At 33.2% G+C, this 26,836-nt stretch carries 26 protein-coding genes; 7 read left to right on the top strand and 19 right to left on the bottom strand.

The annotated features are described in order from the left end of the window. Nucleotides 1-205: 205 nt before the first annotated feature. The 11 genes from CHB81_RS18430 to CHB81_RS18385 form a co-directional block, all read right to left on the bottom strand. Nucleotides 206-550, bottom strand: coding sequence for a hypothetical protein (locus tag CHB81_RS18430; protein ID WP_089353308.1), 345 nt, complete (start codon nucleotides 548-550; stop codon nucleotides 206-208). Between the two features lie 32 nt (nucleotides 551-582). Then, complete coding sequence (locus CHB81_RS18425; RefSeq protein WP_089353307.1) at nucleotides 583-954, bottom strand: hypothetical protein; 372 nt, start codon at nucleotides 952-954, stop codon at nucleotides 583-585. A gap of 34 nt (nucleotides 955-988) precedes the next feature. Beyond that, on the bottom strand, nucleotides 989-1,273 hold the full coding sequence (locus tag CHB81_RS18420; RefSeq protein ID WP_089353306.1) for a YtxH domain-containing protein: 285 nt from the start codon (nucleotides 1,271-1,273) through the stop codon (nucleotides 989-991). Between the two features lie 47 nt (nucleotides 1,274-1,320). Continuing rightward, a complete protein-coding gene (locus tag CHB81_RS26720; RefSeq protein WP_110835997.1) occupies nucleotides 1,321-1,473 on the bottom strand; it encodes a lmo0937 family membrane protein in 153 nt (50 codons plus the stop codon). A 39-nt stretch (nucleotides 1,474-1,512) separates the two neighbouring features. Beyond that, nucleotides 1,513-2,157, bottom strand: a complete 645-nt coding sequence (locus CHB81_RS18415) for a porin family protein (RefSeq protein WP_089353305.1) — start codon at nucleotides 2,155-2,157, stop codon at nucleotides 1,513-1,515. Nucleotides 2,158-2,194: 37 nt separating this feature from the next. Beyond that, nucleotides 2,195-2,764, bottom strand: coding sequence for a DUF4142 domain-containing protein (locus tag CHB81_RS18410; protein WP_089353304.1), 570 nt, complete (start codon nucleotides 2,762-2,764; stop codon nucleotides 2,195-2,197). 133 nt (nucleotides 2,765-2,897) lie between these two features. After that, the gene (locus CHB81_RS18405) at nucleotides 2,898-4,682 is read right to left on the bottom strand and encodes a CHASE3 domain-containing protein (RefSeq protein ID WP_089353303.1); all 1,785 of its coding nucleotides are present in this window, start codon (nucleotides 4,680-4,682) and stop codon (nucleotides 2,898-2,900) included. Between the two features lie 10 nt (nucleotides 4,683-4,692). Continuing rightward, a complete protein-coding gene (locus CHB81_RS18400) occupies nucleotides 4,693-5,142 on the bottom strand; it encodes a response regulator (RefSeq protein WP_089353302.1) in 450 nt (149 codons plus the stop codon). Between the two features lie 20 nt (nucleotides 5,143-5,162). Continuing rightward, nucleotides 5,163-5,714, bottom strand: coding sequence for an AraC family transcriptional regulator (locus CHB81_RS18395; RefSeq protein WP_089353301.1), 552 nt, complete (start codon nucleotides 5,712-5,714; stop codon nucleotides 5,163-5,165). A gap of 158 nt (nucleotides 5,715-5,872) precedes the next feature. Beyond that, nucleotides 5,873-6,058: a CsbD family protein gene (locus CHB81_RS18390; protein WP_089353371.1), complete on the bottom strand. Its 186-nt coding sequence runs from the start codon at nucleotides 6,056-6,058 to the stop codon at nucleotides 5,873-5,875. Between the two features lie 104 nt (nucleotides 6,059-6,162). After that, nucleotides 6,163-6,636, bottom strand: coding sequence for a Dps family protein (locus CHB81_RS18385; protein WP_089353300.1), 474 nt, complete (start codon nucleotides 6,634-6,636; stop codon nucleotides 6,163-6,165). A gap of 162 nt (nucleotides 6,637-6,798) precedes the next feature. Between CHB81_RS18385 and CHB81_RS18380 the strand changes: the two genes are divergently transcribed. The 4 genes from CHB81_RS18380 (at nucleotide 6,799) to katG (ending at nucleotide 13,772) form a co-directional block, all read left to right on the top strand. Beyond that, nucleotides 6,799-8,982 carry a DUF5723 family protein gene (locus CHB81_RS18380; protein WP_089353299.1) on the top strand — a complete coding sequence of 728 codons (2,184 nt, stop codon included), beginning with the start codon at nucleotides 6,799-6,801 and terminating at the stop codon, nucleotides 8,980-8,982. 114 nt (nucleotides 8,983-9,096) lie between these two features. Then, complete coding sequence (gene pyrF / locus CHB81_RS18375; protein ID WP_089353298.1) at nucleotides 9,097-9,924, top strand: orotidine-5'-phosphate decarboxylase; 828 nt, start codon at nucleotides 9,097-9,099, stop codon at nucleotides 9,922-9,924. 233 nt (nucleotides 9,925-10,157) lie between these two features. Continuing rightward, nucleotides 10,158-10,958: an ABC transporter substrate-binding protein gene (locus tag CHB81_RS18370; protein ID WP_089353297.1), complete on the top strand. Its 801-nt coding sequence runs from the start codon at nucleotides 10,158-10,160 to the stop codon at nucleotides 10,956-10,958. A gap of 624 nt (nucleotides 10,959-11,582) precedes the next feature. After that, nucleotides 11,583-13,772 (top strand): catalase/peroxidase HPI, encoded by a 2,190-nt coding sequence (gene katG, locus CHB81_RS18365; RefSeq protein WP_089353296.1) that lies wholly within the window; start codon nucleotides 11,583-11,585, stop codon nucleotides 13,770-13,772. Nucleotides 13,773-13,944: 172 nt separating this feature from the next. Here katG and purU read toward each other — a convergent pair whose 3' ends face one another. From purU to CHB81_RS18325, 8 genes are all read right to left on the bottom strand, one after another. Continuing rightward, nucleotides 13,945-14,799 carry a formyltetrahydrofolate deformylase gene (gene purU, locus CHB81_RS18360; protein ID WP_089353370.1) on the bottom strand — a complete coding sequence of 285 codons (855 nt, stop codon included), beginning with the start codon at nucleotides 14,797-14,799 and terminating at the stop codon, nucleotides 13,945-13,947. A 106-nt stretch (nucleotides 14,800-14,905) separates the two neighbouring features. After that, a complete protein-coding gene (locus CHB81_RS18355) occupies nucleotides 14,906-15,625 on the bottom strand; it encodes a DUF4197 domain-containing protein (protein ID WP_089353295.1) in 720 nt (239 codons plus the stop codon). A 600-nt stretch (nucleotides 15,626-16,225) separates the two neighbouring features. Continuing rightward, nucleotides 16,226-16,786 carry a hypothetical protein gene (locus CHB81_RS18350; protein ID WP_089353369.1) on the bottom strand — a complete coding sequence of 187 codons (561 nt, stop codon included), beginning with the start codon at nucleotides 16,784-16,786 and terminating at the stop codon, nucleotides 16,226-16,228. Nucleotides 16,787-16,817: 31 nt separating this feature from the next. After that, a complete protein-coding gene (locus tag CHB81_RS18345; protein ID WP_089353294.1) occupies nucleotides 16,818-17,432 on the bottom strand; it encodes a hypothetical protein in 615 nt (204 codons plus the stop codon). Nucleotides 17,433-17,479: 47 nt separating this feature from the next. Continuing rightward, on the bottom strand, nucleotides 17,480-17,899 hold the full coding sequence (locus CHB81_RS18340; RefSeq protein WP_089353293.1) for a cytochrome c oxidase assembly factor Coa1 family protein: 420 nt from the start codon (nucleotides 17,897-17,899) through the stop codon (nucleotides 17,480-17,482). Nucleotides 17,900-17,994: 95 nt separating this feature from the next. After that, on the bottom strand, nucleotides 17,995-18,639 hold the full coding sequence (locus CHB81_RS18335; RefSeq protein ID WP_089353292.1) for a hypothetical protein: 645 nt from the start codon (nucleotides 18,637-18,639) through the stop codon (nucleotides 17,995-17,997). 206 nt (nucleotides 18,640-18,845) lie between these two features. Beyond that, nucleotides 18,846-19,187, bottom strand: a complete 342-nt coding sequence (locus CHB81_RS18330; protein ID WP_089353291.1) for a hypothetical protein — start codon at nucleotides 19,185-19,187, stop codon at nucleotides 18,846-18,848. A 194-nt stretch (nucleotides 19,188-19,381) separates the two neighbouring features. Then, nucleotides 19,382-20,965 (bottom strand): murein L,D-transpeptidase, encoded by a 1,584-nt coding sequence (locus CHB81_RS18325; RefSeq protein WP_089353290.1) that lies wholly within the window; start codon nucleotides 20,963-20,965, stop codon nucleotides 19,382-19,384. A gap of 292 nt (nucleotides 20,966-21,257) precedes the next feature. Here CHB81_RS18325 and CHB81_RS18320 point away from each other — a divergent pair, with 292 nt between their 5' ends. The 3 genes from CHB81_RS18320 (at nucleotide 21,258) to CHB81_RS18310 (ending at nucleotide 26,833) form a co-directional block, all read left to right on the top strand. Next, nucleotides 21,258-24,698 (top strand): methylmalonyl-CoA mutase family protein, encoded by a 3,441-nt coding sequence (locus CHB81_RS18320; protein ID WP_089353289.1) that lies wholly within the window; start codon nucleotides 21,258-21,260, stop codon nucleotides 24,696-24,698. Between the two features lie 161 nt (nucleotides 24,699-24,859). Beyond that, the gene (locus CHB81_RS18315; protein WP_089353288.1) at nucleotides 24,860-26,092 is read left to right on the top strand and encodes a phage integrase SAM-like domain-containing protein; all 1,233 of its coding nucleotides are present in this window, start codon (nucleotides 24,860-24,862) and stop codon (nucleotides 26,090-26,092) included. Between the two features lie 423 nt (nucleotides 26,093-26,515). Further along, nucleotides 26,516-26,833, top strand: a complete 318-nt coding sequence (locus CHB81_RS18310; RefSeq protein WP_089353287.1) for a helix-turn-helix domain-containing protein — start codon at nucleotides 26,516-26,518, stop codon at nucleotides 26,831-26,833. Nucleotides 26,834-26,836 lie beyond the last annotated feature (3 nt).

Genomic DNA, 26,836 nt, shown 5'->3' with positions numbered 1-26,836 from the left:
TATATTGAAGGATATTAACTGTTTAACCGTTTGTCTACAAAAAAACGTATAAAGCAAGTTAGATACCTAGAAATACTCTTGTAAATTCAAAACATTTATATAGATTAGAGTACATGTACACACCATTTTTTAATACTATTTCGCTTAACTTTTCCATAATACATAAATTTTAGTTAGACAATTACTCTTTTGATAGTTCTTGTTGTTATGATGCCTCTTTTGAGGATTCATGCGGTTTTGAAACTAAGTTGGTTACGACAAGCTGCAAAAGTGATCCGAAGATATTCTTGAAAGTCGAATTGCTCTTTCCAACCACAAATCTTTTTGCGAGATAACCAATTCCGATGCTAATGGCAGATTGAGCCAGATTGCTTTTAAAACCTACAGTTTCGTTGATTTCTTCGACCGTATTTCTGATGAGGTTAAGAGGTTTCAAATTCTCTTTGATTTCATCGATTTCGTCTTTAATAGCGCACCATTCGGCGTCCTGTCGAATTTCCAGTTGTTCAATCATCTGATTTAATGAATCAATAGTGTAAATAGTTTCCATAACAGTCTTTTTTAGTTATTAATTTATTGAAATCAGTTTTGGACATCTTTTTTAGTTTCCTTTAAAATACTGGTAATAATCATATTTCCAATAGGGGTTTTAATCAGTTTGTGCTGCGTTTTGTGCATCACAATGGCAACAATTAAGTAAAATAATGCCATGATAAAAAAACCGTAATAATACTCTCCAAGTACTTTTCCAAGCCATAAACTAATACCAATATTCAGGAACAGGGTAAAAAATGCAACAACAGCGCCAACTGCGATCTTTGATGTCAATGTCGATAAAACATCGGCTGATGTTGATACCGTTTTAAGTTTAATTAATTCTAAACTTGTTTTGGTATAATTCTCTGCTTTCTCATAAAGATTTAAGTTCTCGTTTGTTGTTGCATTTGATTCCATGGTAGAGGGTATTTATGGTTTAAAAAGTCCACTTTTAATAGTTCGTTTTTACAGTCTTTGCTTCATCTTTAATAGTATTGAAGTCCTCTTTTGCCTGATTAAATTTTGCTTTGCCTTCTTCAAGAATATCTTTACCGTTTGAAGAAATCGTGCTTACAATTCCGTCAAATTTGGTTTTTACTTTATCTCCATAATCTTTTGATTTATCTGAGATTTTTTTTCTGGTATTCGAACCTTTATCCGGTGCAAATAATACTCCTAAAAATGCTCCTGCTGCTGCAGCTCCTAAAATTCCTAAAATTGTGTTGCTCGTTTTCATAATATTTGATTTTAATAGATTAATATAAATTAATAGTTTGTTGATTTTTAAATTTCGCGACCTTTAATAAGTCGAAGCAATATTGCAATTATAGCAATGACTAACAGAATGTGAATGATACTGCCAAGGCTGTAAACAAAGAATCCCAAAGCCCAAAGTATAACAAGTATGACGGCGATTGTATATAATAAATTTGACATGGCATATATAGGTTATGGTTATTAATTAATTCTTATTTCTTAATTTAATTTATACGAAAGGTATAAAGTCAAATTATTGTTTTTTGCATCCGGAAAAGTATAGGTTGTTCCGGCAAGAGTTGTTCTTTCTTTTCCAACGGTTGTTAATCCGTGATTGTAACGTAAACCAATACTTATTGGGTTAAAATCTACTCCGACACCGGCTGATAAACCAGCATCAAATTTGTTTAGATTGTCAGTATCAATTTTCTGATCGAAGATGATATCTCCATCACCTGTAACTTTGGAGCTTACTAAGTAAGAAGCGTAACCACCGGCATGAATGTTGAAGTTTTTAGTAATATTTACTCTTACTAATAAAGGAACCTCAATATAGTTTAATCTGAATTTAGTGTTTCCGCTTGCAATACCATTGTTATAATCCAGTTCGGCACCTTTTGTGGTAAACAAAATCTCTGGCTGAATGGCTATAAAATCTGAAATTGGCAAGGTGGCATAAACTCCGGCATTGAATCCGTATAATACATTATTGTCATCAGCTTTACTTTGATATAGGTTAGACATATTGAATCCCCCTTTTACACCAAATTCGGTGTTTACATTATTGTCCTGAGCGTGCAGCATTCCAAACGAAGCTGTTAAAAAAAGGGTTAAGGCGCATAAAAAATTGGAGTGAATTTTCATAGTTAAATAATTTAGTTAATAATTAGTGTATAGGCGTTTATATATATTCTTTGTTGATGCGCTCTGTTTCTCGCAAGAGTTCATATTGTCCGGGTAAATACTGTAATACTAACTTTAGAATTGTTTTATCATTTGTTTCCTTAGATATCGATTCAAACAAATTTATTTGTTCGTTTAAAGATTGAGACATGGAGTTTAAGTATGCTTTTTTGAAACCGACTTCTGTAACATCTATCAAATCATATAAATCTCTTTTGTGAGTTGCATTTATTTCGGTAATAATAATTAGTTTTTTATTGGCTATTTTGTTTACTTCCTCTAATAAATCGCTTTGATTTAATTCAATCTTTTTGCTTAATTCCTGTATTTTAATTTCTGAACTTTTTTGCTGTGCAATTTGACTTTTCGAAATAATAGTTTTACTCACATTTGCTGTTGCAATAAAAAAAAAGGCTTCAATTTCTTCTTTTTCATTTTTTGTAAAAGTTTCATTTTTAAGATTGTTTTCTATTGGATTGCTTTTTTTGCATGACGTTATACAAACTGTAACTATCAATAAAAAAACGGCTCTGAAAAATGCTGCTTTTAAGGGAGGAATTGCTTTCATTATTACTTCATAAAGTATTACATTACAAAGATGGCAATGAAACCATGATTTTACTTTACAGCATAAAAAAGAAACGTTATATAATTCCCATAATGGATTTATATAACGCTTATAATGTAACCCTTAAAGGAGTTTAATCTGGTAGAAAAACAGTAAAAACCGAACCTTCATTAAGAGTACTGTCAGCAATAATATGACCTTTGTGGTTGTCTACGATTTTCTTACAAATCGCAAGACCAATTCCGGTTCCGGGATAATCTGTTTTTGAATGTAAACGTTGGAATAATACAAAGATGGTTTCTTTAAACTGAGGGTCAAAACCCATTCCGTTGTCTGTAAAAGTTATTTTATGGAATTTCTTCACATCTTGTTCCAATAAATCCGGATAATCGGCCGAAAGTACTTTTTCGCTTTCAATTCGAATTTCGGGAGCAATATTGGGATTACTGTATTTTAAAGAATTTCCAATCAAGTTGATGAAAAGCTGCTCGATCTGATACGGAATAACATTCAGTTTTGGTAATTTTGATGCTGTAATAACGGCTTTTTTTTCTTCAATTACTTCTGTTAATTCGGCTTCAGCATTTTCTAGTAATTCATTTAAGTTTGATTTTATAAACTCTTTTTTGGTTGTATTAGTTCTCGAAAACAAAAGTAAATCATCAATTAAAACACGCATTCTTTTGGCCGAAACTTCAATTTTTGCAATATAATCTCGTGCACTTTGCGACATAACCGCTTTATCAGCATCTGAAACTCTTGAGATAAAAGTCTGGATTTTTCTAAGGGGTTCCTGTAAATCGTGGCTCGCAACATGGTTAAACGAAGCTAATTCTTTATTGCTTTTTTCAAGCTCTCTGTTTCGTTCCTGAAGTTCGATATTCAGCAAATGTTCATCGGTAATATCAAAATTAATTCCGAGGAGAATTTTACTTCCCTGTTGATCGGTTACTAATTTTCCGGTAGTTTTAAAATATCTTATTTCATGACTTGGAAGTATAATTTTATAATAAACAAAAGGCAATTGTTTATTGTTTAAAATTCCTTGCATAGAGTTCGAAACGGTTTCTTTATCATCAGGATGCACAAAATCCAGAAAAGTTTCTTTTTCCGGAACAAAAGTATTTGGCTCAAAGCCCAATAAACGGTATTGATTGTCTGAGTAGTCTATTTTATTACTGTCTAAATCCCATTGCCAGGTGCTGAATTTACCAATTGCTTCAGACTCAGCAATAAGTCCGCTTGAGATAAGAAGCTTTTTATTGAAGACTTTAAGGCGTTCAAAATCACGGCTAATTTGTCTGTAAGCGAGTAAAATGAAACATAATGCAACCAGAAATAAGGAGATTGAGAAAAGCGGGCTTAAAGAAATTTCGGCATCGTAGATTTTTAATCTTTTAGACAGATAGCTTTTTTCGATGTCGTTCATTTCGTCTACTTTAAAACGAATATTTTCCATCAGGATTCGGCCGCCAAACATATGATTGTCTAGTTTTCGTTTATCATATGTTTTGGGATCGCTGTATTTTAGGCAATTTTCAAAAGAAACAAAACGCTGAATAATCAGCTTGAATAAATTTTGAAGATTTTGACGCTGAACGGGATTATCAGCAGTTAATTTTTTCAGGTTAATAAATGAAGTGTTTACCTTGTCTCGCGAATAAATATAAGGCGTTAAAAAGCGGGCATTACGTGTAATTATATATCCACGCTGACCCGTTTCGGCATCCTTAATCGCCGACATTAATCGTTCCAGTTGTATGTTTATTTCATATGTATGCATTACTAACTTACTGGATTCGTTTAAATCCTGGTTGTGTTTGTAAGCAATAGAAGATAGAAATAACAAAATGAAAACTGCGATTACAAAAATAACTCTCAATGAGTTTGAAGAATTAAAATTTGGTATCCATTTCATTGGTATTCTATTATTTTAGTCGGAGCAGGAAATTATCACGATTTAACCCAGAGGTATGATAGTGCCAGTTTACGGTCACGACTTCATTAATTATTTTTTTAAGCGTATTAAAATCGCTTGGCTTTTTGATATAAATATTGGCTCCCTGAATAAATGTGTCTTCAATATCTTCTTCAGATGAGGAAGTCGAATAAATTGCAATGATAATATTTTTAAGGCGTTCTGTTTTTTTTATTTCAATTAAACATTCTTTACCTGTTTTTTTAGGCATATTCAAATCCAGAAACAAAATATCGGGCAACTCATTATCAGGATCCATTAAATGATCCATTAACTGCATCCCGTCATGTACAAAATCTACATTAGTTTGTATCTTGATTTCTTCAAAAGCATCCTTAAAAAAAAGACGATCATCCTCATCATCATCAGCCAATAAAATGTATAATGCGTTTTTTTGCATTTTAGTATGGTATTTGGGTTTTATTTTAAATTTTCTCTGCGTTTCTTAATTATTCTCTGAAAAGCTGATGGCGTTATTCCGGTTGTATTTTTAAACTGTGTACTCAAATGTGCAACACTCGAATAGTTCAGTAGAAAAGCAATTTCGGTCAAACTCATTTCATTAATAATAATTAATTGTTTCGCTCTTTCAATTTTCTGTAAAATGATAAAATTTTCAATAGAAGAGTAGGTTACCTCCGAAAAAACATTTGATAAATAACCATAACTATGGTTTAGTTTCTCGGCCAGAAAAACAGAACTTTTGTAATTGTTGCTGTCATCCATAAAAACTAACTCGATTATAGCGTCTTTTATTTTCTGAACCAAAACACTTTTTTGATTCTCAACAATCTCAAAACCACACGGACTTAAATTATTTTTTAAAGTTTCAAGCGCATCTGCATCAAGATTGTCGGCAATCTCGATCTCACCAAATCCTAAACTCGTAAAATTTATATTTTGTTGTTCCAGGTTTTGTTTTAAATAAAGAGAGCAAATGGTATTTATGTCGAACTTTATAAATAGTTTCATTTTAAAGAAATTTGGTTAAAGATAATTAAATTATTTTTGGTTACGACTTTTAATGCCTGTCAGAGTTGCAGAAACATTAAAAACATTAAAAAAAATTCTCAAAAAAATACCGTCTAATATGTTTTATTAGACGGTATTCCGGATTAAGTCATAAGGATTTACAAATCTGATAGGATTTGATGAAATTCTTCTTTTGTTTTTCCCAACTTTTGCTGAAGTCTTCCGTACATTTCGTTCTCTTTTCCTTCAGCAAACATCAAATCATCATCTGTCAGAGTTGCGTATTTTTGTTTCAACTTTCCTTTTAACTCATTCCAGTTTCCTTTTATTTCGGTCGCATTCACGATCTTTTCTTTTGCAATTAATAGTTTTGTAAAGTTGCAAATTATTAGCCAGTTTTGTGTTACATCAATTTTGACAAGCGTTTCATAATTCACATTTTACTTTATCAAACCTGATAACGGCGTAAAACCCAAGCCATTTTTTCATGCTCCTGTAATAAACCGGTTATAAAATCTGCCGAACCAATATCATTATTTTCCTTTTCAAAAACCGGAATATAATCTCTAAACTCAGTCACCAATTGCTCGTGATTTTCTAAAAGTTCTTCAAGCATTTGTTTTTGTGAAGCATATTCTTTAGGAGATTCTTTCAGCGTCGAATTTTCGATAAACTCTTTCATGGTTCCAATCGTTTTTTCTCCAAGCTGACTAATGCGTTCTGCAACATCGTCAATTTGAGCTTCTAAAATCCTGTACTGATCTTCAAATAATTTATGCAATTCCATAAAACTATTACCGGAAATATTCCAATGAAATTTTCTCGTTTTTACATATAAGGTCATTTCATTAGATAAAATTGTGGCTAATATTGCAGTACTCTTTTTTAAGTTTTTAGGTGTTATTCCGATATGAAGACTCATAATTTCCTGATTTAAGGTTCATTATCAAAGTTAGAAAAACGGTTCTCTTTTTTTCTTACATAATTTATTGAAGATGTTACATGAATTCAATGTTTTGGTAACATATTTATAAATCAATTATTGTAGTTTTGCCGCCAAACCAAACTAAAAATCCAAATTTTAATGAAAAAACTAGTACTTAGTTTATTACTTATTGCAATCACTTATTCGACCAAAGCACAATCTTATATTGGCTATTTTCATGACAACTACGCAGGTGTGCAAAGCGTACTTTTTAATCCGGCTTCTATAGCGGATTCTCGTTTTAAAACAGACATAAATTTATTTTCCATAAGTGGTTCTGTACAAAATGATTTGTATGGTGTTAAACTTTTTGATGTCTATAAAAAAGGCTACGATTTTGATAAGGAATCTGTTATGAGTCCAAAAAACAACAATAGCGGTATTGCTAATGTTGATATTATGGGGCTATCTTTTATGTTTAATATCGCACCAAAACACACTTTGGCTGTTTTTACACGAGCAAGATCTATTAGTAATGCAAGAAATGTAAACGGATATCTTGTAGACCAGGTTAAAGATGGTTTAGATCAGGCCAACAGTTTTAATTTTAATACTGGAAGCCCTAACGGAGCCTCAAATTCATGGGGAGAATTAGGTGTTTCTTATGCAACTGTTTTATATCAAAATAACCAACACTTTTTAAAAGGAGGTTTGACAGCAAAGTATTTACAAGGTGGAGCAAATGGATATGTTCAGGGAAAAAATGTAAATGTAGCTTTTGTTCAGGATAATGCAAATCCGCAAGGAGGAACATTGATGTCTAGTGGAGAAGTTACTATTGGAGGAAGCCAGGATTGGGAAGCGAATCAGGATTATGATTTTGATATCAATTCCAGTGGTTTTGGATTTGATCTTGGACTTGTTTACGAATGGAGACCGGAATATGAAAAGTACGATTTAAGAAATGCTGCGAAAGTGGATAATAACTTTCGTGATTTAAATAAATATAAATTACGTTTTGGATTGTCTGTTACGGATATAGGTTCTATAAACTACAAAAATTCTAAAATCGATACTTATAATGTAACTGGTGTTGTAACGCAGCAAATGATTGATGATGCAAGTAATTTGTATGATTTCCTGAACGAGCATTATACTAAAATTTCGAGCTCAAAAGGAGTAAAAACAAACTTGCCAACCGCAATACATGCAGATGTTGACTGGAATATGTATCGAAAATTCTATTTGAATCTTAACGGAGACATCAGTATGGCAAGCGATACGAAGTTAAATGGAACAAGTATTGCCGACAGAGTAAGTTTGACACCGCGTTACGAAAGCAGATGGTTTAGTTTTTATGTGCCAATGACCTGGATGGAATATAGTGGAATGCAGGTGGGGTCAGGAATTAGATTAGGTGTTTTCTTTGTAGGTTCAGGTTCTGTTCTTAGCAATTTAGTTTCGAAAGAATCAAAAGGAGCAGATTTTCACTTGGGAATGAAAATTCCGGTTTACGAGAAAAAATTCAAAGATACTGATGGAGACGGAGTAATTGATAAAGAAGATGCCTGCAGAAAAGTAGCAGGACCGGAAGGTAATAATGGTTGCCCTTGGCCGGATACTGATGGAGATAAAGTCTTTGATAAAGACGATGCTTGTCCGGATGTAAAAGGACCGGTTGAGAATAAGGGTTGCCCTTGGCAAGATACTGACGGAGACACTTTATTAGATAATGTAGATGCTTGTCCTGCTGTTGCGGGTCCGGTAGAAAATAAAGGTTGTCCCTGGCCGGATACTGATGGAGACGGAGTTTTAGATAAAGATGATGCTTGCCCAACAGTTGCTGGTTTGGCAGAGAATAAAGGCTGTCCGGTTCTGGATGCAGACAAAGACGGAGTACCTGATAATGTAGATGAATGCCCGTTAATTGCAGGTCCTGCAGATAACAAAGGATGTCCGAAAGTGACTAAATCTACTTTAGAAAAATTAAGAGTAGAAGCTAAGTCGATCTTTTTTGTAACTGGAAAAGCAACATTGAGCGATGCTAAAAAAGGAGAAACTTCAGGAAGATTAGACGCTATTAAAGAGATTTTGAAAAACTATCCAAATGCTAAATTTGCAATCAATGGACATACAGATAATGTAGGGAATCCAAAAGCAAACCAAAAACTATCAGAAGCAAGAGCAAAAGTAGTAATGGACGCTTTGATTGCAAAAGGAGTAAGCCCGGAGAATTTGACGTCTCAGGGATTTGGAGCAACAAAACCGGTACAATCTAATAAAACTGCTGCAGGAAGAGCAGAGAACAGAAGAACTGAAATTGTGTATTTGGGTAATTTATAAGCGAAACAGAATATAAAGTCAAAAAGCCATTCTTAATTGAATGGCTTTTTTTATTTTTGCATACTTTCTAAAAAGAATTATTTCTGATGTATTAGAAGAGCTAAAAAATCAAGAATGACAACACAACAATTACACGAACAAATCCTTTTAAAAAAATCATTTTTATGCGTTGGATTGGATCCCGATCTAACTAAAATTCCACAACATTTATTAGAAACCGAAGATCCTATTTTCGAGTTCAATAAAGCCATAATCGATGCAACACACGATCTGGCAGTGGGATACAAACCAAACACCGCTTTTTTTGAAGCTTATGGTATAAAAGGATGGATTTCATTGCAAAAAACAATCAATTATATCAATGAGAATTTTCCTGAAATGTTTACTATCGCCGATGCAAAACGCGGAGATATAGGAAACACTTCCAGTATGTATGCAAAAGCTTTCTTTGAAGATTTGAGTTTCGATAGTGTAACCGTTGCACCTTATATGGGGAAAGATTCGGTTGAGCCGTTTTTGGCTTTCGAAAACAAACATACAATTCTGTTAGCGTTGACTTCTAACGAAGGTGCTTTTGATTTTCAAACCTTAACTACAAACGGAAAAGAATTATACAAACAAGTTTTGGAAACTTCTAAAACATGGAAAAATAGTCACAACTTAATGTATGTTGTTGGTGCTACAAAAGCCGAATATTTTGCAGATATCAGAAAAATTGTTCCAGACAGTTTCTTACTAGTTCCCGGAATTGGCGCTCAAGGCGGAAGTTTGTCTGAAGTATGCAAATACGGAATGAACGACAAAGTTGGTTTATTAGTAAACTCGGCAAGAGCAATTATCTACGCTTCAAAAGGAACTGATTTTGCTGAAAAAGCCAGAGAAGAAGCATTGACGGTTCAAAAAGAAATGGAAGAGATTATAAATTCTAAGTTTCAGGTTTAAAGTTTCAAGTTGCTTGACTTTGAACATAGATTTTAACCGCAAAGTGTGCAAAGTTTTTTACTTGCGTGGTTTTGTAAAAACGCAAAGTTCGCTAAGCTATTTATTATAAACTTTGCGAACTTTGCCTTTACTGAGCATACAGTTATATGAAAAACTTTGCGCGCTTTGCGGTAAAACCACACAATCCAACAAACTTGAAACTTGAAACAAAGAAAACCTGAAACAAAAAGCAAATGAAACAATTAAAAGACCAGCTTGGTACTTTGCATATTTTTGAGAATGCCCCCAAACGTATTATCTCATTAGTACCTTCGCAAACTGAATTGTTGTATGATTTAGGTTTAGAAGAGAAAATCATCGGAATCACAAAATTTTGTGTTCATCCGTATCATTTCAAATCAACTAAGAAGGTTGTTGGCGGAACGAAGAAAATTCATTTCGAAAAAATAAAATTACTACAGCCAGATATTATTATCTGCAATAAAGAAGAAAATACTCCCGAAATTGTCGAACAACTAGGCGCAATTTGCCCGGTTTGGGTTACTAATATCATTTCGATCGAAGACAATTTCCAAATGATATCTGATTTCGGACAGCTTTTTAATTGCCGCACCGAAGCCCAAAAGTGGAATGACAAACTGACTTTCGCTTTAAGCGATTTCAAAAAATACGTTCAGGATATATCTGTTAAAAAAGCCGCTTACTTTATTTGGAAAAATCCTTATATGGTAGCGGGGGACGATACTTATATTAATGAGTTATTAAAACTAAACCATTTTCAGAATATCTACGGCAATAAAGGCCGTTACCCTGAAGTTGAACTTAAAAAAATGCGTTTAGAAGGTGATCCTGATTTGGTTTTCCTTTCCTCAGAACCTTATCCGTTTAAAGAAGAAGACGCCTTCGAAATAGGGCGTTTTACACATCACGCTAAAACTATTTTCGTTGATGGCGAAATGTTCTCCTGGCACGGAAGCCGACTATTAAAGGCTTTCCCATATTTTAAAATATTACAAGAGCGACTTAAAAGTTAGTTTCAGGTTTTCTTTGTTTCACGTTTCAAGTTTGTTGGATTGTGTATTTAACCGCAAAGTGCGCAAAGTTTTTTATATAACTGTATGTACAGTAAACGCGAAGTTCGCAAAGCTAAATCAACATAAAGCTTTGCGAACTTCGCGTTTTTATAAAACCACACTCATAAAAAAACTTCGCGCACTTTGCGGTTAAATTATGTTCAAAGTAAAGCAACCTGCAACCTGAAACAAAGAAAACCTGAAACAAAACGAAAGAAACTTTCGGACAAAAAAAATGCCGGCATCTCGAAGAAGCCGGCATCATTTAACTAACCAAAACCAAAATAATAAATAACCAGTTTATTACACTACAAAGATCCAACATATATGAATGTTTAGCTGTTAAGGTTTTGTTATTACTTTGTTGGACATAAGTTAAGATTCTTTAAAACGCTTTTCTGAGCTTTCTGTAACGTTAAATAATTTTTAGTTATTAAAATATAATAACAATCAATTTTGTTTATGAATATCGTAAAGATAAGTTTGTATATTTGATAAAGTGTTAAATATCAGTAATATGTGATTTCTTAAAAAATTAGCATTTGCTAGAGAACCGTTAACTTTATTAATAAAAAAACAAAAGAAATGAGTGATTCAAACGAAAGTAAATGTCCTTATCACAATGGACAAATGAAAGAAACTGCTGGTACAGGAACATCTAATAAAGATTGGTGGCCAAATCGTTTAAACTTAAACATATTGCGTCAACATTCTAGTTTGTCAGATCCTATGGAAAAAGGTTTTAATTATGCTGCTGCGTTTAAAACTTTAGACTTAAATGAAGTCAAAAAAGATCTTTTTGATTTAATGACAAACTCTCAGGATTGGTGGCCAGCTGATTATGGTCATTACGGTCCTATGTTTATTCGTATGGCATGGCACAGCGCTGGAACTTACCGTATATCTGATGGTCGTGGAGGAGCGAGTTCAGGTAATCAGCGATTTGCACCTCTAAATAGCTGGCCTGACAATGGTAATTTAGATAAAGCACGTTTTTTACTTTGGCCAATTAAACAAAAATATGGGAATAAAATTTCGTGGGCCGATTTGATGATCTTAACCGGTAACTGCGCTTTAGAATCTATGGGATTCAAAACTTTTGGATTTGCAGGTGGTAGAGAAGATGTTTGGGAGCCAGAACAAGATGTTAATTGGGGAAATGAAACAACATGGCTTGGTGATACAAGATATAAAGGAGAACGTGAACTTGATAATCCTCTTGCAGCAGTGCAAATGGGATTAATTTATGTAAATCCTGAAGGACCAAACGGAAATCCTGATCCACTAGGATCTGGTAGAGATATTAGAGAGACTTTTGCCCGTATGGCGATGAATGATGAAGAAACCGTAGCTTTGACAGCAGGTGGACACACTTTTGGTAAAGCACACGGAGCAGGAGATGCATCATTAGTAGGAGCAGAGCCTGAAGGTGCAAGCATTGAACAAATGGGCTTAGGATGGAAAAGTAGTTTTGGAACCGGAGTAGGTAAAGACGCTATTACAAGTGGTATTGAAGGTGCATGGAAACCAAATCCGACAACTTGGGACAATGGTTATTTTGAAACATTATTTAAATATGATTGGAAATTGACCAAAAGCCCTGCAGGAGCGCATCAATGGGCACCAACTGATGAAAGTGCTACAATCGTAGAAGATGCATTTGATCCTACGAAAAAACATGCTCCAATGATGACAACGGCAGATATGGCAATGAAATTGGATCCTATTTATGAACCAATTTCAAGAGATTACATGCAAAATTTTGACAAATTTGCTGATGCTTTTGCCAGAGCGTGGTTCAAACTAACTCACAGAGATATGGGGCCTATTGTACGTTACTTAGGGCCTGAAGTTCCAAGTGAAGTATTGATCTGGCAAGACCCGATTCCTGCTGGTAAAAATGAATTAAGCCAAAATGATATTGCTGTTTTAAAGGATAAAATCCTTTCAAGCGGTTTTTCGATCTCACAATTAGTGCATACTGCATGGGCTTCGGCTTCTACATTCCGTGGTTCTGATAAACGAGGAGGAGCTAATGGGGCTCGTATTCGTTTTGAACCTCAAATCAGTTGGGAAGTCAATTCTTCAAATCAGTTAAAAAATGTATTGGCAACTTTAGAAGCGATACAAAAGGAATTTAGCAATTCAGGAAAATCAGTTTCTATAGCAGATTTAATTGTTTTGGGAGGATCAGCAGCGATCGAAAAAGCAGCATCGAATGCCGGATTAAATATAGAGGTTCCTTTTACACAAGGAAGAGGAGATGCACTCTTAGAGCAAACAGATGTACATTCGTTTGAAGCGTTAGAGCCAAAAGCGGATGGATTCAGAAACTATAAAAGCGCTAAAACAACTGCAATAACAGAAGAACTTTTGGTAGACAAAGCTCAATTATTAACCCTTACAGCACCTGAAATGACCGTTTTAGTTGGAGGTTTAAGAGTACTGAATGCTAATTATGACGGTTCTAAGCATGGTGTACTTACTGCAAAAGCAGGAACATTGAGTAATGATTTCTTTGTTAACTTATTAGATTTGGGTATTACCTGGAAAGCAACTAATGAAACCGGAGAAACTTTTGAAGGGCGTAATCGTGCAACAGGAGAAACAAAATGGACGGCAACCCGAGCAGATCTTATATTTGGTTCTAACTCAGAACTTCGTGCTATAGCAGAGGTTTACGGAAGTAACGATGCCAAAGAAAAATTTGTAAAAGATTTTGTTGCAGCATGGACTAAAGTAATGAATTTGGATAGATTCGATTTAGTTAAATAATTTTTAGATTAAATACTAAAAAGCAAACCCGACAGGTTTTAAAACCTGTCGGGTTTATATGTTTATAAGAAGGTTCAAAGGTTCAGAATTACAAAGGCTCAAAGGATAAAAAAGAAACCAGCGAAATCTGTTTCAATCCGTATAATCCGCGGGCAAAACCTATAAAACAATATTAAGAAAAAACAACTGTTTTATTACTGTAAACCATTGTCTTACGTTCGGCGTGTAATTTTATGGCCCGAGCAAGAACAATACGTTCTAAATCACGTCCCTTCATAATAAAATCATCTACCGAATGTATGTGCGAAACTCTCGCAATATCCTGCTCGATAATTGGACCTTCGTCTAATTCTTCGGTAACATAATGGCTTGTTGCACCAATAATTTTTACCCCACGTTTAAAAGCGGAATGATAAGGTTTTGCACCCGGAAAAGCCGGTAAAAACGAATGGTGGATATTGATAATCTTATTCTCGTAAAGCGAAATCAATTTTGGCGTAATAATTTGCATATAACGCGCCAAAACAATAAAATTGATCTGATATCTTTTCAATAATTCAATTTGTTTGGCTTCACCTTCTTCTTTATTGTCTTTTGTAAAAGGGACACAATGAAACGGAATATCAAAACGTTCCGCAATAGATCTTAAATCGTTGTGATTACTGATAATTACCGGAATTTCGACATTTAATTCATCAGCGCTGTAACGTCCTAAAATATCAAATAAGCAATGATCGTATTTAGATACAAACAATGCCATTTTTGGTTTTTGCTCCTGATTGTATAAATCCCAGGACATATTAAACTGAGTTGCGATGGACTGATTAAAATCGGCTTTAAAGCTTTCTATAGTAACATTATGATTGGTTAATTCACATTCCAATCGCATAAAAAACACATTTTGCTCTACATCAACATGTTGGTCAATATATGTAATGTTTCCTTCTACTTTTGCAATAAAAGTTGTCACTGCCGCAATAATTCCTTTTTGGTCTTTACAGTGAATCAGAATCGTAATTTTTTGCATTTTGTTTTTCGGTTGGGTTGTTATAGTTTTTTTTATTTTAGCCACGAATTTCACGAATTAACACGAATCAAATTTGTGAAAATTCGAGAAATTTGTGGCAAAAAAATTATTTTCCGTCCTGCATTGCAAACACGCTTTTTAGTAAAGGCGTTGTTCTTGCACTAATATTAGTTCGGATATCTTTTTCTTCAACAGCAATCATTTTAAAAACTCCTGCCAAAGCTTGGTTTGTAGTATAATCAGTCAAATCAGGATTTACTTTTTTTACTAACGGAATCGTGTTGTACTTGTTGATAATGTTTGTCCAGACAACATCAGCACCTACTTTTGCAAAAGAGCTTTTAATTACCGGATTAAATTTCCCGTATAAAGCTGTAGTAGTACTATTTTGCAAATAACTGGTTGCGGCGCTATCATTTCCTAACAAAATATTTTTTGCATCTGTAAACGACATGTTTTTAACTGCTGTAACAAATATTGGGGTTGCTTCTTTCACTGCATCTTCTGCAGCGCGATTTAGCACTTTAATACCTTCATCGGCAAGAGAACTAAGACCAATTTTACGTAAAGTTGCGTCTACTTTTTGTAATTCGGCAGGCATTAAGATTTTTACAGCTTCATTTTTGTAAAAACCATCAACTGCGGTTAATTTACTCACTTGTTGCGTAATACCTTTATTAAGAGCTTCTTTTAAACCAGATGCGATATCAACGCCGCCTATTCCCGGAAGTTGCGAAGATAATTGAGGTAATTGATTTAGGGTTTGTTGTACTTGTGCACAAGAGCTAAGAGAAAATACAAGGGCTAAAATTAGAATCTTTTTCATTGAGTAGGTTTTTATATAAGTTTCAAAAATACTACTTATTCAAAAACAAAGCCACAATTTTATTTTAGGAGCATAAACAATTTGTTTTATAACTAACAATTTGTTTTTTTGAGGTTCTGAGGCTCTGAGTTGCTTAGGTTCTAAGGTTTTTTAGGAGCTGATCCCGCTATCCGTTTTAATCTTTTGCTTTTTAAAGGAAAAAGCAAAAGGGTTTCCACTTCTATTGAGGCTAGAGAGGGCATTTTGTTTTTTTTAAGAAATGATTGTTTACAGAATCTCATTTCGGATCATTAGATAAACAATCATCCCAATAAAAATTAGCGTAATTATATAGCCAGTCCAGATATTTCGCTTTTCAAATTCTTCGATATACTGATCTGTTAGTTTTCCTTAAAAGCCTTTTATTATCCAAAAGAAAAAACCTCCAATCCAGATAGATTCTAGTTTTGCTTCAAACGGTTCTTTATCCATTTTTTTTGTTTCTTTAATTTTACAGTATTTAATACTTCGTAATTTTTCTAAAGAGTAAAATTATAATTGGTTTATGCATCTTAAAAACGTAGAAACTCAGTCCAGAAGCTTCGGGATAGCGACTTTAAATCAAGGCCAATTCATCCTAATGTTTTGATTCCAGTAGGTTTTGCTTGAAATATAGGTATGCTGTATTTCAGGTATCGGAAGATTGTTAGAATCGTAGAATTGTACTCTTATTATTTTTTCGTTGCTGTCATCTTTTAGATTGATATTTCCTTCTGCAGCATCAATTAGTTTCTTTTTCCTTAAGTATAATCCTGGTTTTTCAATAATAAAGACGACAGCTGCTTCGTTATTGGATTCTCTTTCGCCGGCCAAACTTCCGTCTTTATCAAAAGTTTCAACCCTTTGTAAAAAAATATTATTGTAATAGAAAAGTTGAAAAGCAATTTCACCGTGCAATACTTGCAGTTTGTGATTCATGACACGAAATCGAAGTACTTGTTTTTTTGCATTTGTAAATTCTATCGAACCGTTTCCGTCTGCTTTAATGTTATTAGACAAAACTTTAGCAGGTTGGGAGAATTGCTTTATTTTATTGGTATATACATCGTATTTAGAACCGGATTGAGCGTTGACACAAATATTTTGAAGAAGGAACAAAAACACAAATAATAATGGTTTCATTTGATATTTTTTTAAAGTATTGGTGATAAATTTAGAAAAAACCACCTTGTAGATTTTTTCGTTTTATTTGCTTGATTTCTTTTTCTGTAAAAGAATAGATTGATTCTTCAATCCATCTCCATCGTTTTTGCGTTTCAGTATCCATGCCCATCGCACCGTAAACAATTTTGATAGTATTATTGGTTGTAGACATTCTTAACCCCACGAATCGATCCTGAATTTTATCTGAAGACGCTGTTTTAGTACAAGTTTCTAAATTCTTTAAAACTTCAGGGTCTTTCTTAAACCATTGTCTTAAGAAGGACAAATGTGTTTCAGAACATTGATACCCTAAATTTAATGCTGACAGGAATTTACATTTTAAATTGCTTTCATCAGCTTTTTTTTCGCCATCCCAATAGCAATCGTTTCCAATGTTTGTTGTGATATATCCCAGTGCAGCACGTTGTGCATTGGTTATTGTTTTTATATAATCTTCATTGATTTGAAGAACCCCTTTTTTGTCTAACCAAAGGATCTCTACGAAATTGTTTTGATCAGTTTTGGCTTCAGCTTCTTTTTTTACAGTTTGTAATTTGGAAGTTTGCGAAAAAGCGGCATTATAAAAACTTAGAAAGAATAACAGAAAGAGAAAACGTGAACTCATAATTGAAGTTATAAGATATAATAGGAAAAGTGTTTTTATATGGTGTTTTACTTCTTCAATAAATCAATATTTTCTTTGGTTGCCTCAATATAAAGGCTCATTTCGTTGTATTTCCAATTTCCTTTTTTGGTAGCAACAACAAACAAAGTTCCTTTTCCTTTAGGTCCTTTTATTGGAATTTGAAGATCACAATTTCCGGTGTCATTATTGATATTGATACTTCCGGAGGTCATTCCATCTGTTTCAATAGGGTTTCCTAGTTTTTCAATTACAGTTTTGTTATTTTTTGCGGCTGTCATAGCGCCTTTGTAAGCGTCAGAATCGGTCATCATCGAAGTGACTCCAAAGAAAATTCCGGCTATAAATAAACCAAGAAGTACCAATAGACTTAAACATCCTGTTGGTACAAACCATTTCCAGTTTCTGTCCCACCAATTTTTTTTAACTTCAGTATAATTTTCTTCCATAATTAAATGTGTAATTTAAGCATAGAAAGATACTATTATTCTAGTTAAAATTGAAAAAAAATTGGCAGGAAAGATTACTTTAATAGTGTTTTTTGTTATTTTACAGCGGCATACTTATTTGTAAAAAGACGTCCTTGTCCAATTGAGATTAAAATATCGTAAGGATCTTTATAGTCATCAGACATGATCGATGCGAGTTGCAGATTTTTGATTCCTTTAATTTTATTATCCTGAACATCCAGCTCACCTGAGAAAATAATTAAGTTTTGATATTTTGCCTTATCTGTACCTGTATCAAGTTCGCCATGACTGTGTAGTAAGATCGAGAATTTATTATCCTGACCAGATATGAAGGAACCTTTTCCTTCCCAGATTTCATTTTTGGGATCGTAATAAATGGTGAAATTTTTGAAATCAACGCTTAAACGAGCCGTATTTTGGTTTGATAATGTAAGAGTAGATGTGCCAATGGAGAGACCTAAATATCCATCATTAAAATTTGACATTGTACAACGAAGCGGATCAATCGTATAAATACCTTCTACATTGGGCGGAGTATTGCCTTTATGAATTGTAATTCCTAGTTGATCTATTGCTGTTTGCATCTTACTATCAACATAGTAATCATAAAGTTTTTGTTCAGAAGCGGGCGTTTCTTTTTCGTTAGAATCATTAGAAGAACAAGCTGTTGCACCAAGAACGATGCATAAAATAAACAGTTTAAAGGTGGTGGTTTTCATCTTATAGTTATGTTTAGAATTTAAATAAAAAAAGATTTTAGCCCTAAAAAAGAGCTAAAATCAATTAGTAAATATATCTTCTGTTAACTCTCAGAGTTACCAATAAAAGTTTAAAAACTAACAATTTAAGGTGATAATTGATAAGATGATATTCAGAAAAATAACCTTTGGGGCAAAAAAGGCGGTTATACGATAATTATAAAAAACTAGATGTATTGTAGGCAATACAAATTAGGATTGTAAACAGGATTGATTTGATTTAAATCGGCTAAAATTTTGTGTGTGTAATCTCTACCGCCAATTGCTAAATAAAACAATGATTTTGACAGATACATTGGTCTTATAGGGAAAGTGCGCCAACTAAGTAATACATTCTTTAAAAAATGTTTTAAAACATATTTAATTTTATTTTCTTCCGGACGAACAAAATAAATGGTTGAACTTTTAAATTTGGTCATCAGATTTGGAAACATCACAAATCTTGCGCCCTGTTGAATTAATAGATTAATTTCAAAAAGAGTTAATCCTTCAATATTCTCTGTTTTCATGATAATTGGTATTAGAAATTAGTGGTATTATTATGATGCAAAGTTCCTTCGATTTTGATAAATTTTTATCCTTTAAAAGATTTAAAATTAATAAGTTAAGGTATTTTTTTTAGTTCAGAATAAAACAAAAAAAGAACTGTACAAAAGGATTCACTTTGTACAGTTCTCTGGTTATTAATATCCCAACTTAAATATTATTTATTCGCTACAGTATTTTCGTTTAAAAGTATTTTACTCAAATCACTGTCTCTTTCATAAACATCCTGAAAGAAACTTACCTCACCAGATTCATTTACCCATGATGTAAAGTAGCAAATGTAGATAGGCACTTTGTTTGCCAATTTAAAAGTAGTCTCTTCAGTACCATCCATTGCTTTGTTAATTCTTTCTTCTGTCCATTCCGGATAATCTTTCAACATTGCAATTGCCAGTTCTTTAGCTTTATTAACATTCACACAACCGTGGCTAAAAGTTCTTTTTTCGAAATCAAATAATGTTTTTGCAGGTGTATCGTGCATGTAAATATCATCTGGATTTGGGAAAATAAATTTCACTAAACCTAATGAATTTTCCGGACCTGGTTTTTGTCTCACCTGACCGTTTACAATTTCCATATTGTGTTCTTCTAAATAATTTTTGTCAGCAGCAATTTTTGATTTCAATTCATTATCCACAATACTTTGCGGAACAGTCCAATAAGGACTAAAAACAATTTTATCAATGTTACTGTTAAAAATCGTTGTTTTGGTCAATGGAGCACCTACGAACACTTTAGAAGTCAATTCGATTTTACCATTTTTTACATAAATCAATTCAAACGATGGCACATTAACCATTATATATTCTTTGTTGTCACCAAGTTGTGGCATAATAGCTTTACAACGCTCGATATTAAGTGTCAAAGTTTTAATTTTTTCATCAATTGGGGTATTCAAATCCTTGATATTATCTTCATTAATAATATAGTTTGGTTTTAAACCGTTACGCAATTTATATTTCATTACACCATCCATTAATTCCTGATCATAAACATCGCTTTTAGAATCGTTTTTCAAATCGCCCATTACGTACAATCTATTTCTAATTTGAGCTACAGTATTTGATTTTGCATCAGGTCGAATGTCTTTATAGGGAGTTTCTACAGATATAGGTTTCCAGTTGTCGTCTTTCTCTATTTTTTTGTATTTCTTTAAAGCATCTTCAAGTTTAGAATATATATTATTTACCACAGAACCGTTTTTAGGGTCTTTATCTAATAAAGCAGGTTTACTCATTAAAGAATCTAATAAGGTTTCATAAGAGATTGTTTGTTGTTTTCCTTCAAGTGCTTGATTAGCATAGATAATGTATGCCGCACTCAACAACATATCAGAATCTGTTTTGGAAAGTTTATCTTTAGAATCTGTACTAAAAATCAAATTAATTTCTTCTTTATAAGGAAATTCAATTTGCGCTGATTTCTGATCTGTGTTGTTTATTTTTTTGAATAGGATATTTCCGAAGTCAGTTATTTTTCCATTTTTATACCATATAGTTCCATAAGATCTGTTTTTGTATAAAGAAATCACATCATTTTGGTATTTTTTTAAATCAGAATATCTTCTAAAAAAATCATTCAATACTTCTGTGTCTACTACATCATCGTTCTTATAAATAGTATTCATGTAAATGTCGGCAGAAGTTTTTTTTGTATTTACATCATTTTTCTCAAGGTTATTAAAAGATGAAGTAAAGAAACCTGCGACTAAAATTAGGGTGAGTGGATATAATGTTTTCATTTTATTTTAAATTTTTACGTTATTGTTCGTTAGGAAGTTTTGGTAAAAATTTGGGGTTTTTCTACACTGCTAAATTAATGTATCATGCTGCTAAACAAGTTGTTAGATTCAGTTTAAATGTTGCGAAATTGCCATGTTTGTAGGTTTTATATGTATATATCAACTAGTGGTTTAGATTGTTACCCCTGATATGAAAAAAAACATTTCTTTTTTTGTTAACATAAAGCTATTGAAGTGATCAAATATTAAAATAATTTGTAAATTGCTCCCTTAAAATTATCATATTCATAAAATGGAACAACAAAAACCATATAATCCTAAAAATAAAGTAAGAATTGTAACCGCTGCTTCACTTTTTGACGGACACGATGCTGCCATCAATATTATGCGTCGTATTATTCAGTCAACGGGAGTTGAGGTAATACATTTAGGTCACGATCGTAGTGTCGAAGAAGTTGTAAATACCGCTATTCAGGAAGATGCAAATGCGATAGCAATGACCTCGTATCAAGGTGGACATAATGAATACTTTAAATATATGTATGACTTGCTTCATGAAAAAGGAGCGGGACATATCAAGATTTTTGGTGGAGGAGGCGGAGTAATTCTGCCAAGCGAAATTTCAGAGTTACATGAATATGGAATAACAAGAATTTATTCTCCAGATGATGGACGTTCTTTGGGTTTACAAGGAATGATCAATGATTTGGTAGAACGTTCCGATTATCCAATTGGTGATAAACTAAACGGAGAAATCGATCATATCGAAAATAAAATTCCAACGGCAATTGCACGTTTGATTTCGGCAGCAGAGAATTTCCCTGAAATCGCAAAACCGGTTTTCGATCAAATTCATACTAATAATGCCGATTCTAAAATCCCGGTTCTTGGAATTACAGGAACAGGTGGAGCCGGAAAATCATCTTTGGTTGATGAATTAGTTCGTCGTTTTTTAATTGATTTTCCGGAAAAAACAATCGGATTAATTTCTGTCGATCCTTCGAAACGTAAAACCGGAGGAGCACTTTTAGGAGACAGAATCCGTATGAATGCCATTAATAATCCACGTGTTTATATGCGTTCATTGGCAACACGTCAATCCAATTTGGCATTGTCTAAATATGTTGCTGAGGCTATTCAGGTTTTAAAAGCGGCAAAGTATGATTTGATAATCCTTGAAACTTCGGGAATTGGACAATCAGATACCGAGATTATGGATCACTCAGATGTATCCTTATATGTAATGACTCCGGAATTTGGTGCTGCAACACAATTGGAGAAAATCGATATGCTTGATTTTGCTGATTTGGTGGCGTTGAATAAATTTGACAAAAGAGGTGCTCTTGATGCCATTCGTGACGTTAAGAAACAATATCAAAGAAATCATAATTTATGGGATAAAAATCCTGATGAAATGCCGGTTTTCGGAACAATTGCTTCGCAGTTTAACGATCCTGGAATGAACACGCTTTATAAAGCGATTATGGATAAAATTGTCGAAAAAACAGAATCAAATCTAGTTTCGACTTTTGAAATTACACGAGAAATGAGCGAGAAAATCTTCGTGATTCCGCCACACAGAACGCGTTATTTATCTGAAATCGCTGAGAATAACAGATCTTATGATGAAAGCGCTGCTTCTCAACAAAAAGTAGCGCAAAAACTATATGGAATCTTTAAAACGATTGAATCAGTTTCTGGTAAAATTCCGCAAATTAATAAAGCAGGAATTGACGATTCAACAGTTTTATCAAGCGCAACCGAAGTACATGACGAAAATCGTATTTTCTTAAACCTTTTACTAAATCAGTTTGATAAAGTAAAAATGGATTTAGATCCGTACAATTGGGAAATTATCCTGAATTGGGACGAGAAAGTAAACAAATACAAAAATCCGGTTTACTCGTTTAAAGTTCGTGATAAAGAAATTAAAATCGCAACACATACTGAGAGTTTATCGCATTTACAAATCCCAAAAATTGCTTTGCCTAAATACGAAGCCTGGGGAGATATTTTGCGTTGGAATTTACAGGAAAATGTTCCTGGAGAATTTCCGTTTGCGTCTGGATTATATCCGTTTAAACGTGAAGGCGAAGATCCGTCAAGAATGTTTGCGGGAGAAGGCGGACCAGAAAGAACCAACAAACGTTTTCATTATGTGAGCGCAGGATTGCCGGCAAAACGACTTTCGACAGCTTTTGACAGTGTGACTTTATACGGAAACGATCCTGATATTCGTCCTGATATTTACGGAAAAATCGGAAATGCAGGAGTTTCGATTTGTTGTCTTGACGATGCTAAAAAGTTGTATTCAGGTTTTGATTTGGTTCACGCCTTAACATCTGTAAGTATGACTATTAACGGGCCTGCGCCAATGTTGTTAGGTTTCTTTATGAATGCGGCGATCGATCAGCAATGTGAGTATTATATTAAGGAGAACGATTTAGAAAAAGAAGTTGAAGCTAAAATCAACAAAATATATAAAGAAAAAGGAACAGAACGCCCTAAATATCAAGGCGATCTACCAGAAGGAAACAATGGTTTAGGTTTAATGCTTTTGGGCGCTACCGGAGATCAGGTTTTGCCTCAGGAAGTTTATAATGAAATTAAAGCCAGAACGTTATCACAAGTTCGTGGAACGGTTCAGGCCGATATTTTAAAAGAAGATCAGGCACAAAACACTTGTATCTTCTCTACCGAATTTGCGTTGCGATTAATGGGCGACGTTCAGGAATATTTTATTACCAAAAATGTTCGTAATTTTTATTCGGTTTCGATTTCAGGATATCATATTGCTGAGGCAGGAGCGAACCCAATTACGCAATTGGCATTTACGCTTTCTAATGGTTTCACTTACGTGGAATATTATCTAAGCCGTGGAATGAGCATCAACGATTTTGGGCCTAATTTATCGTTCTTCTTCTCGAACGGAGTAGATCCTGAATATTCGGTTATTGGTCGTGTGGCACGTAAAATTTGGGCAAAAGCCATGAAAAACAAATACGGAGCCAACGAAAGAGCGCAAATGCTAAAATATCATATTCAGACTTCCGGACGTTCGTTACACGCGCAGGAGATTGATTTTAACGATATCAGAACGACTTTGCAGGCTTTGTATGCAATTTACGACAACTGTAATTCGTTGCACACAAATGCGTATGATGAAGCGATTACAACACCAACCGAAGAATCTGTGCGTCGTGCAATGGCGATTCAGTTGATTATTAATAAAGAATTAGGTTTGGCTAAAAACGAAAACCCAATTCAGGGTTCATTCATAATCGAAGAATTAACAGATTTAGTTGAAGCAGCCGTTTTACAAGAATTTGACCGAATCACGGAACGTGGCGGAGTTCTTGGTGCAATGGAAACAATGTACCAACGTTCTAAAATTCAGGAAGAAAGTTTGTATTACGAAACCTTAAAACACAACGGAGATTTCCCAATTGTGGGTGTAAATACGTTCCTGAGTTCAAAAGGTTCTCCAACGGTAATTCCGGCAGAAGTAATTCGCGCCACCGAAGAAGAAAAACAATATCAAATCACAATGCTCGATAACTTACACCAGTTTCACGAAGCAAAAGTAAACGAGCATTTAAGCAAACTACAAGAAGCCGCGATTAAAAACGAAAACTTATTCGACCATTTAATGGAAGCTACAAAGGTTTGTTCGCTTGGTCAGATTACTTCGGCATTGTTTGAAGTTGGCGGGCAATATAGAAGGAATATGTAAAAAGTAATATTTAGATAAACTCAAATAATCAAGAATGTACTGTTTTCAGTATTTAATAAGATATTTGAGTTTACCTAAATTTAGATTAATATGCGTTTGGTTAGCTAGGGGTTGGCTAGTATTGATTTATCGTTATCTTTGACATCTAAAAGTTAAAGATTATGGCGACATTAAAATACTTACTTCAGAGTAAGAGTGAAAATTCAAATATTTATGCTCGCTATTCAATAAACAGAACAGCAGTTTTTAAACGAAAAACGGGTTTTGTAATTAATCCAAAAGATTGGAGTGAAGACAAATCACAACCAATTCAAAAAAATGAAGAGTTAAAAGCCTTAAAATCTAAATTAGATAAATTAGCAGTTTTTGTAAATGATGCTTATAATAATGCAATAAATACAGGTGTAGAGTTTACAGGTTCTTGGTTGCAACTCCAAATTGATTTATTCAATAATAAGATCGTTGTTGTTGATTTGGATGTATTAACTAATTCCATCAATGCATATATCGATAATAATGAAGATTTAAGACGAGGTTCGATTAAAAATCTAGAAAATCTAAAAAAGTTCATTACTAATTACGAAACAGATTATTTGAAAGGAAAGCAGGTACTTATTAGAGATATTGATTTAAATTTTATTGATACCTTTAAAAAGTATCATATAAGTAAAGGTCGCTCAGTAAATTATATTGGAACTTATATTTCATTATTAAGGGCTGTTGTTAATAAGGCTTCATTAAGTGGCATTCCAATCCATCCTCAGTTTAAACAAATAAAGGCTATTAAAGAAGTGAAAGAACCTGATCAAGTTATTATACTAAATGAACAAGAACAAGACCTTATAAAAAATGTAGTTTTAGTACGTGAAGCTCATATTAATGCTAGAAAATGGCTTTTATTAGGATGCTTAATTGGTCAGAGATCAAGTGATTTACTTAATATAACGGATAAGAATATAAAAGACATTCAGGGAATGAAAATCATTGAATTGAAGCAACAGAAAACAGGAAAACTGGTTGCAATTCCGCTACTTCCAGATGCTCTTGAAATAATCGAAAATGGATTGCCATATAAAATCAATTTAGAGCATTTTAATAAATATAGTAAAGAGGTTTGTAAAGAAGCTAAAATTGATACAACTGTAAAAGGGAAGATGCGCATAGATAATAAAAGAACCTTAACGGCTGGATTTTACAAAAAATGGCAGGTTGTCAGTTCTCACGTTTGTAGACGCTCTTTTGCAACTAATTTTTACGGAAAAATACCCACGCCAGTTTTGATGAATATCACTGGTCATAGTACAGAAAGTATGTTCCTATCTTATATAGGAAAGACAACTTATGACAATGCATATCAAATGTTAGAATATTTTAACAAACTTGATGTAAAATAAATATTTAGTCAATTAGTAGTAAGTAAAAAATAAATATGATTCTTTAAAAATATGTTAGCTATTATGAGTCGATTGCTATAAGTTTTTTAATGGGAATTGAACCGCTATCATCCACTATGATAGCGGTTTTTTTTGACCTGAAATTTGCATTTCTTTAATTATCCTCAATTGCTCGCGTTTGCATTAAGAAAATACTTTCAAAACTTATTTAAAATTTATTTTAAATAAGTTTTTTACGGTTAAAATTTAATTAATATTATTATTTTTTAACATTTAATTTTGTTTTTAATTGTGTTAGGTGTTAAATATGTAATTATTTATTAAAATTAATACTTTTTTCAACAAAAAAGGGTCAAAATGGCTTTTCGCCATAATACATACTTCAAGGGATTAAACTAAATACCCCTTGTTAATATATTTATTATGACGAAAAAAATTAATGTCAACAGTAAAACACAGCAAGAGCTGTTAGAAATTATTCTTAAAGAATTGATTCAATTAAAAGAGAATGTACACGTCCAACAACACAAATTAAATTTGGTTGTCCAAAAACCTCAACAGTTAAACATCTTTGGACTTGCTGAATATTTAAATGAATCACCACAAGCAATTTATTTAAAGGTCAAACGTAAAGAATTACCCTATACAAAATTGAAAAATCAAACAATATTTAATATTGCTGAAATTGACCTGTTTTTAGAAATGACAAACAACAAAAAAAGAATATTAACTGCTAAATAAAAA

The sequence above is a fragment of the Flavobacterium sp. ov086 genome (assembly GCF_900187965.1).
GTDB lineage: Bacteria > Bacteroidota > Bacteroidia > Flavobacteriales > Flavobacteriaceae > Flavobacterium.
This window is presented reverse-complemented; position numbering and strand designations above follow the sequence as displayed.

Bases quoted from the DNA above. Each gene is read 5' to 3' on its own strand.
- CHB81_RS18315 (WP_089353288.1), top strand. From the start codon at position 24,860: ATGGCGACATTAAAATACTTACTTCAGAGTAAGAGTGAAAATTCAAAT.
- CHB81_RS18385 (WP_089353300.1), bottom strand. From the start codon at position 6,636: ATGAGTCTTCATATCGGAATAACACCTAAAAACTTAAAAAAGAGTACT.
- CHB81_RS18395 (WP_089353301.1), bottom strand. From the start codon at position 5,714: ATGAAACTATTTATAAAGTTCGACATAAATACCATTTGCTCTCTTTAT.
- CHB81_RS18400 (WP_089353302.1), bottom strand. From the start codon at position 5,142: ATGCAAAAAAACGCATTATACATTTTATTGGCTGATGATGATGAGGAT.
- CHB81_RS18330 (WP_089353291.1), bottom strand. From the start codon at position 19,187: ATGAAAACAGAGAATATTGAAGGATTAACTCTTTTTGAAATTAATCTA.
- CHB81_RS18410 (WP_089353304.1), bottom strand. From the start codon at position 2,764: ATGAAAGCAATTCCTCCCTTAAAAGCAGCATTTTTCAGAGCCGTTTTT.
- CHB81_RS18425 (WP_089353307.1), bottom strand. From the start codon at position 954: ATGGAATCAAATGCAACAACAAACGAGAACTTAAATCTTTATGAGAAA.
- CHB81_RS18350 (WP_089353369.1), bottom strand. From the start codon at position 16,786: ATGAAACCATTATTATTTGTGTTTTTGTTCCTTCTTCAAAATATTTGT.
- CHB81_RS18430 (WP_089353308.1), bottom strand. From the start codon at position 550: ATGGAAACTATTTACACTATTGATTCATTAAATCAGATGATTGAACAA.
- CHB81_RS18415 (WP_089353305.1), bottom strand. From the start codon at position 2,157: ATGAAAATTCACTCCAATTTTTTATGCGCCTTAACCCTTTTTTTAACA.
- CHB81_RS18355 (WP_089353295.1), bottom strand. From the start codon at position 15,625: ATGAAAAAGATTCTAATTTTAGCCCTTGTATTTTCTCTTAGCTCTTGT.
- katG (WP_089353296.1), top strand. From the start codon at position 11,583: ATGAGTGATTCAAACGAAAGTAAATGTCCTTATCACAATGGACAAATG.
- CHB81_RS18345 (WP_089353294.1), bottom strand. From the start codon at position 17,432: ATGAGTTCACGTTTTCTCTTTCTGTTATTCTTTCTAAGTTTTTATAAT.
- CHB81_RS18420 (WP_089353306.1), bottom strand. From the start codon at position 1,273: ATGAAAACGAGCAACACAATTTTAGGAATTTTAGGAGCTGCAGCAGCA.
- CHB81_RS18405 (WP_089353303.1), bottom strand. From the start codon at position 4,682: ATGAAATGGATACCAAATTTTAATTCTTCAAACTCATTGAGAGTTATT.
- purU (WP_089353370.1), bottom strand. From the start codon at position 14,799: ATGCAAAAAATTACGATTCTGATTCACTGTAAAGACCAAAAAGGAATT.
- CHB81_RS18320 (WP_089353289.1), top strand. From the start codon at position 21,258: ATGGAACAACAAAAACCATATAATCCTAAAAATAAAGTAAGAATTGTA.
- pyrF (WP_089353298.1), top strand. From the start codon at position 9,097: ATGACAACACAACAATTACACGAACAAATCCTTTTAAAAAAATCATTT.
- CHB81_RS18340 (WP_089353293.1), bottom strand. From the start codon at position 17,899: ATGGAAGAAAATTATACTGAAGTTAAAAAAAATTGGTGGGACAGAAAC.
- CHB81_RS26720 (WP_110835997.1), bottom strand. From the start codon at position 1,473: ATGTCAAATTTATTATATACAATCGCCGTCATACTTGTTATACTTTGG.
- CHB81_RS18380 (WP_089353299.1), top strand. From the start codon at position 6,799: ATGAAAAAACTAGTACTTAGTTTATTACTTATTGCAATCACTTATTCG.
- CHB81_RS18310 (WP_089353287.1), top strand. From the start codon at position 26,516: ATGACGAAAAAAATTAATGTCAACAGTAAAACACAGCAAGAGCTGTTA.
- CHB81_RS18325 (WP_089353290.1), bottom strand. From the start codon at position 20,965: ATGAAAACATTATATCCACTCACCCTAATTTTAGTCGCAGGTTTCTTT.
- CHB81_RS18370 (WP_089353297.1), top strand. From the start codon at position 10,158: ATGAAACAATTAAAAGACCAGCTTGGTACTTTGCATATTTTTGAGAAT.
- CHB81_RS18335 (WP_089353292.1), bottom strand. From the start codon at position 18,639: ATGAAAACCACCACCTTTAAACTGTTTATTTTATGCATCGTTCTTGGT.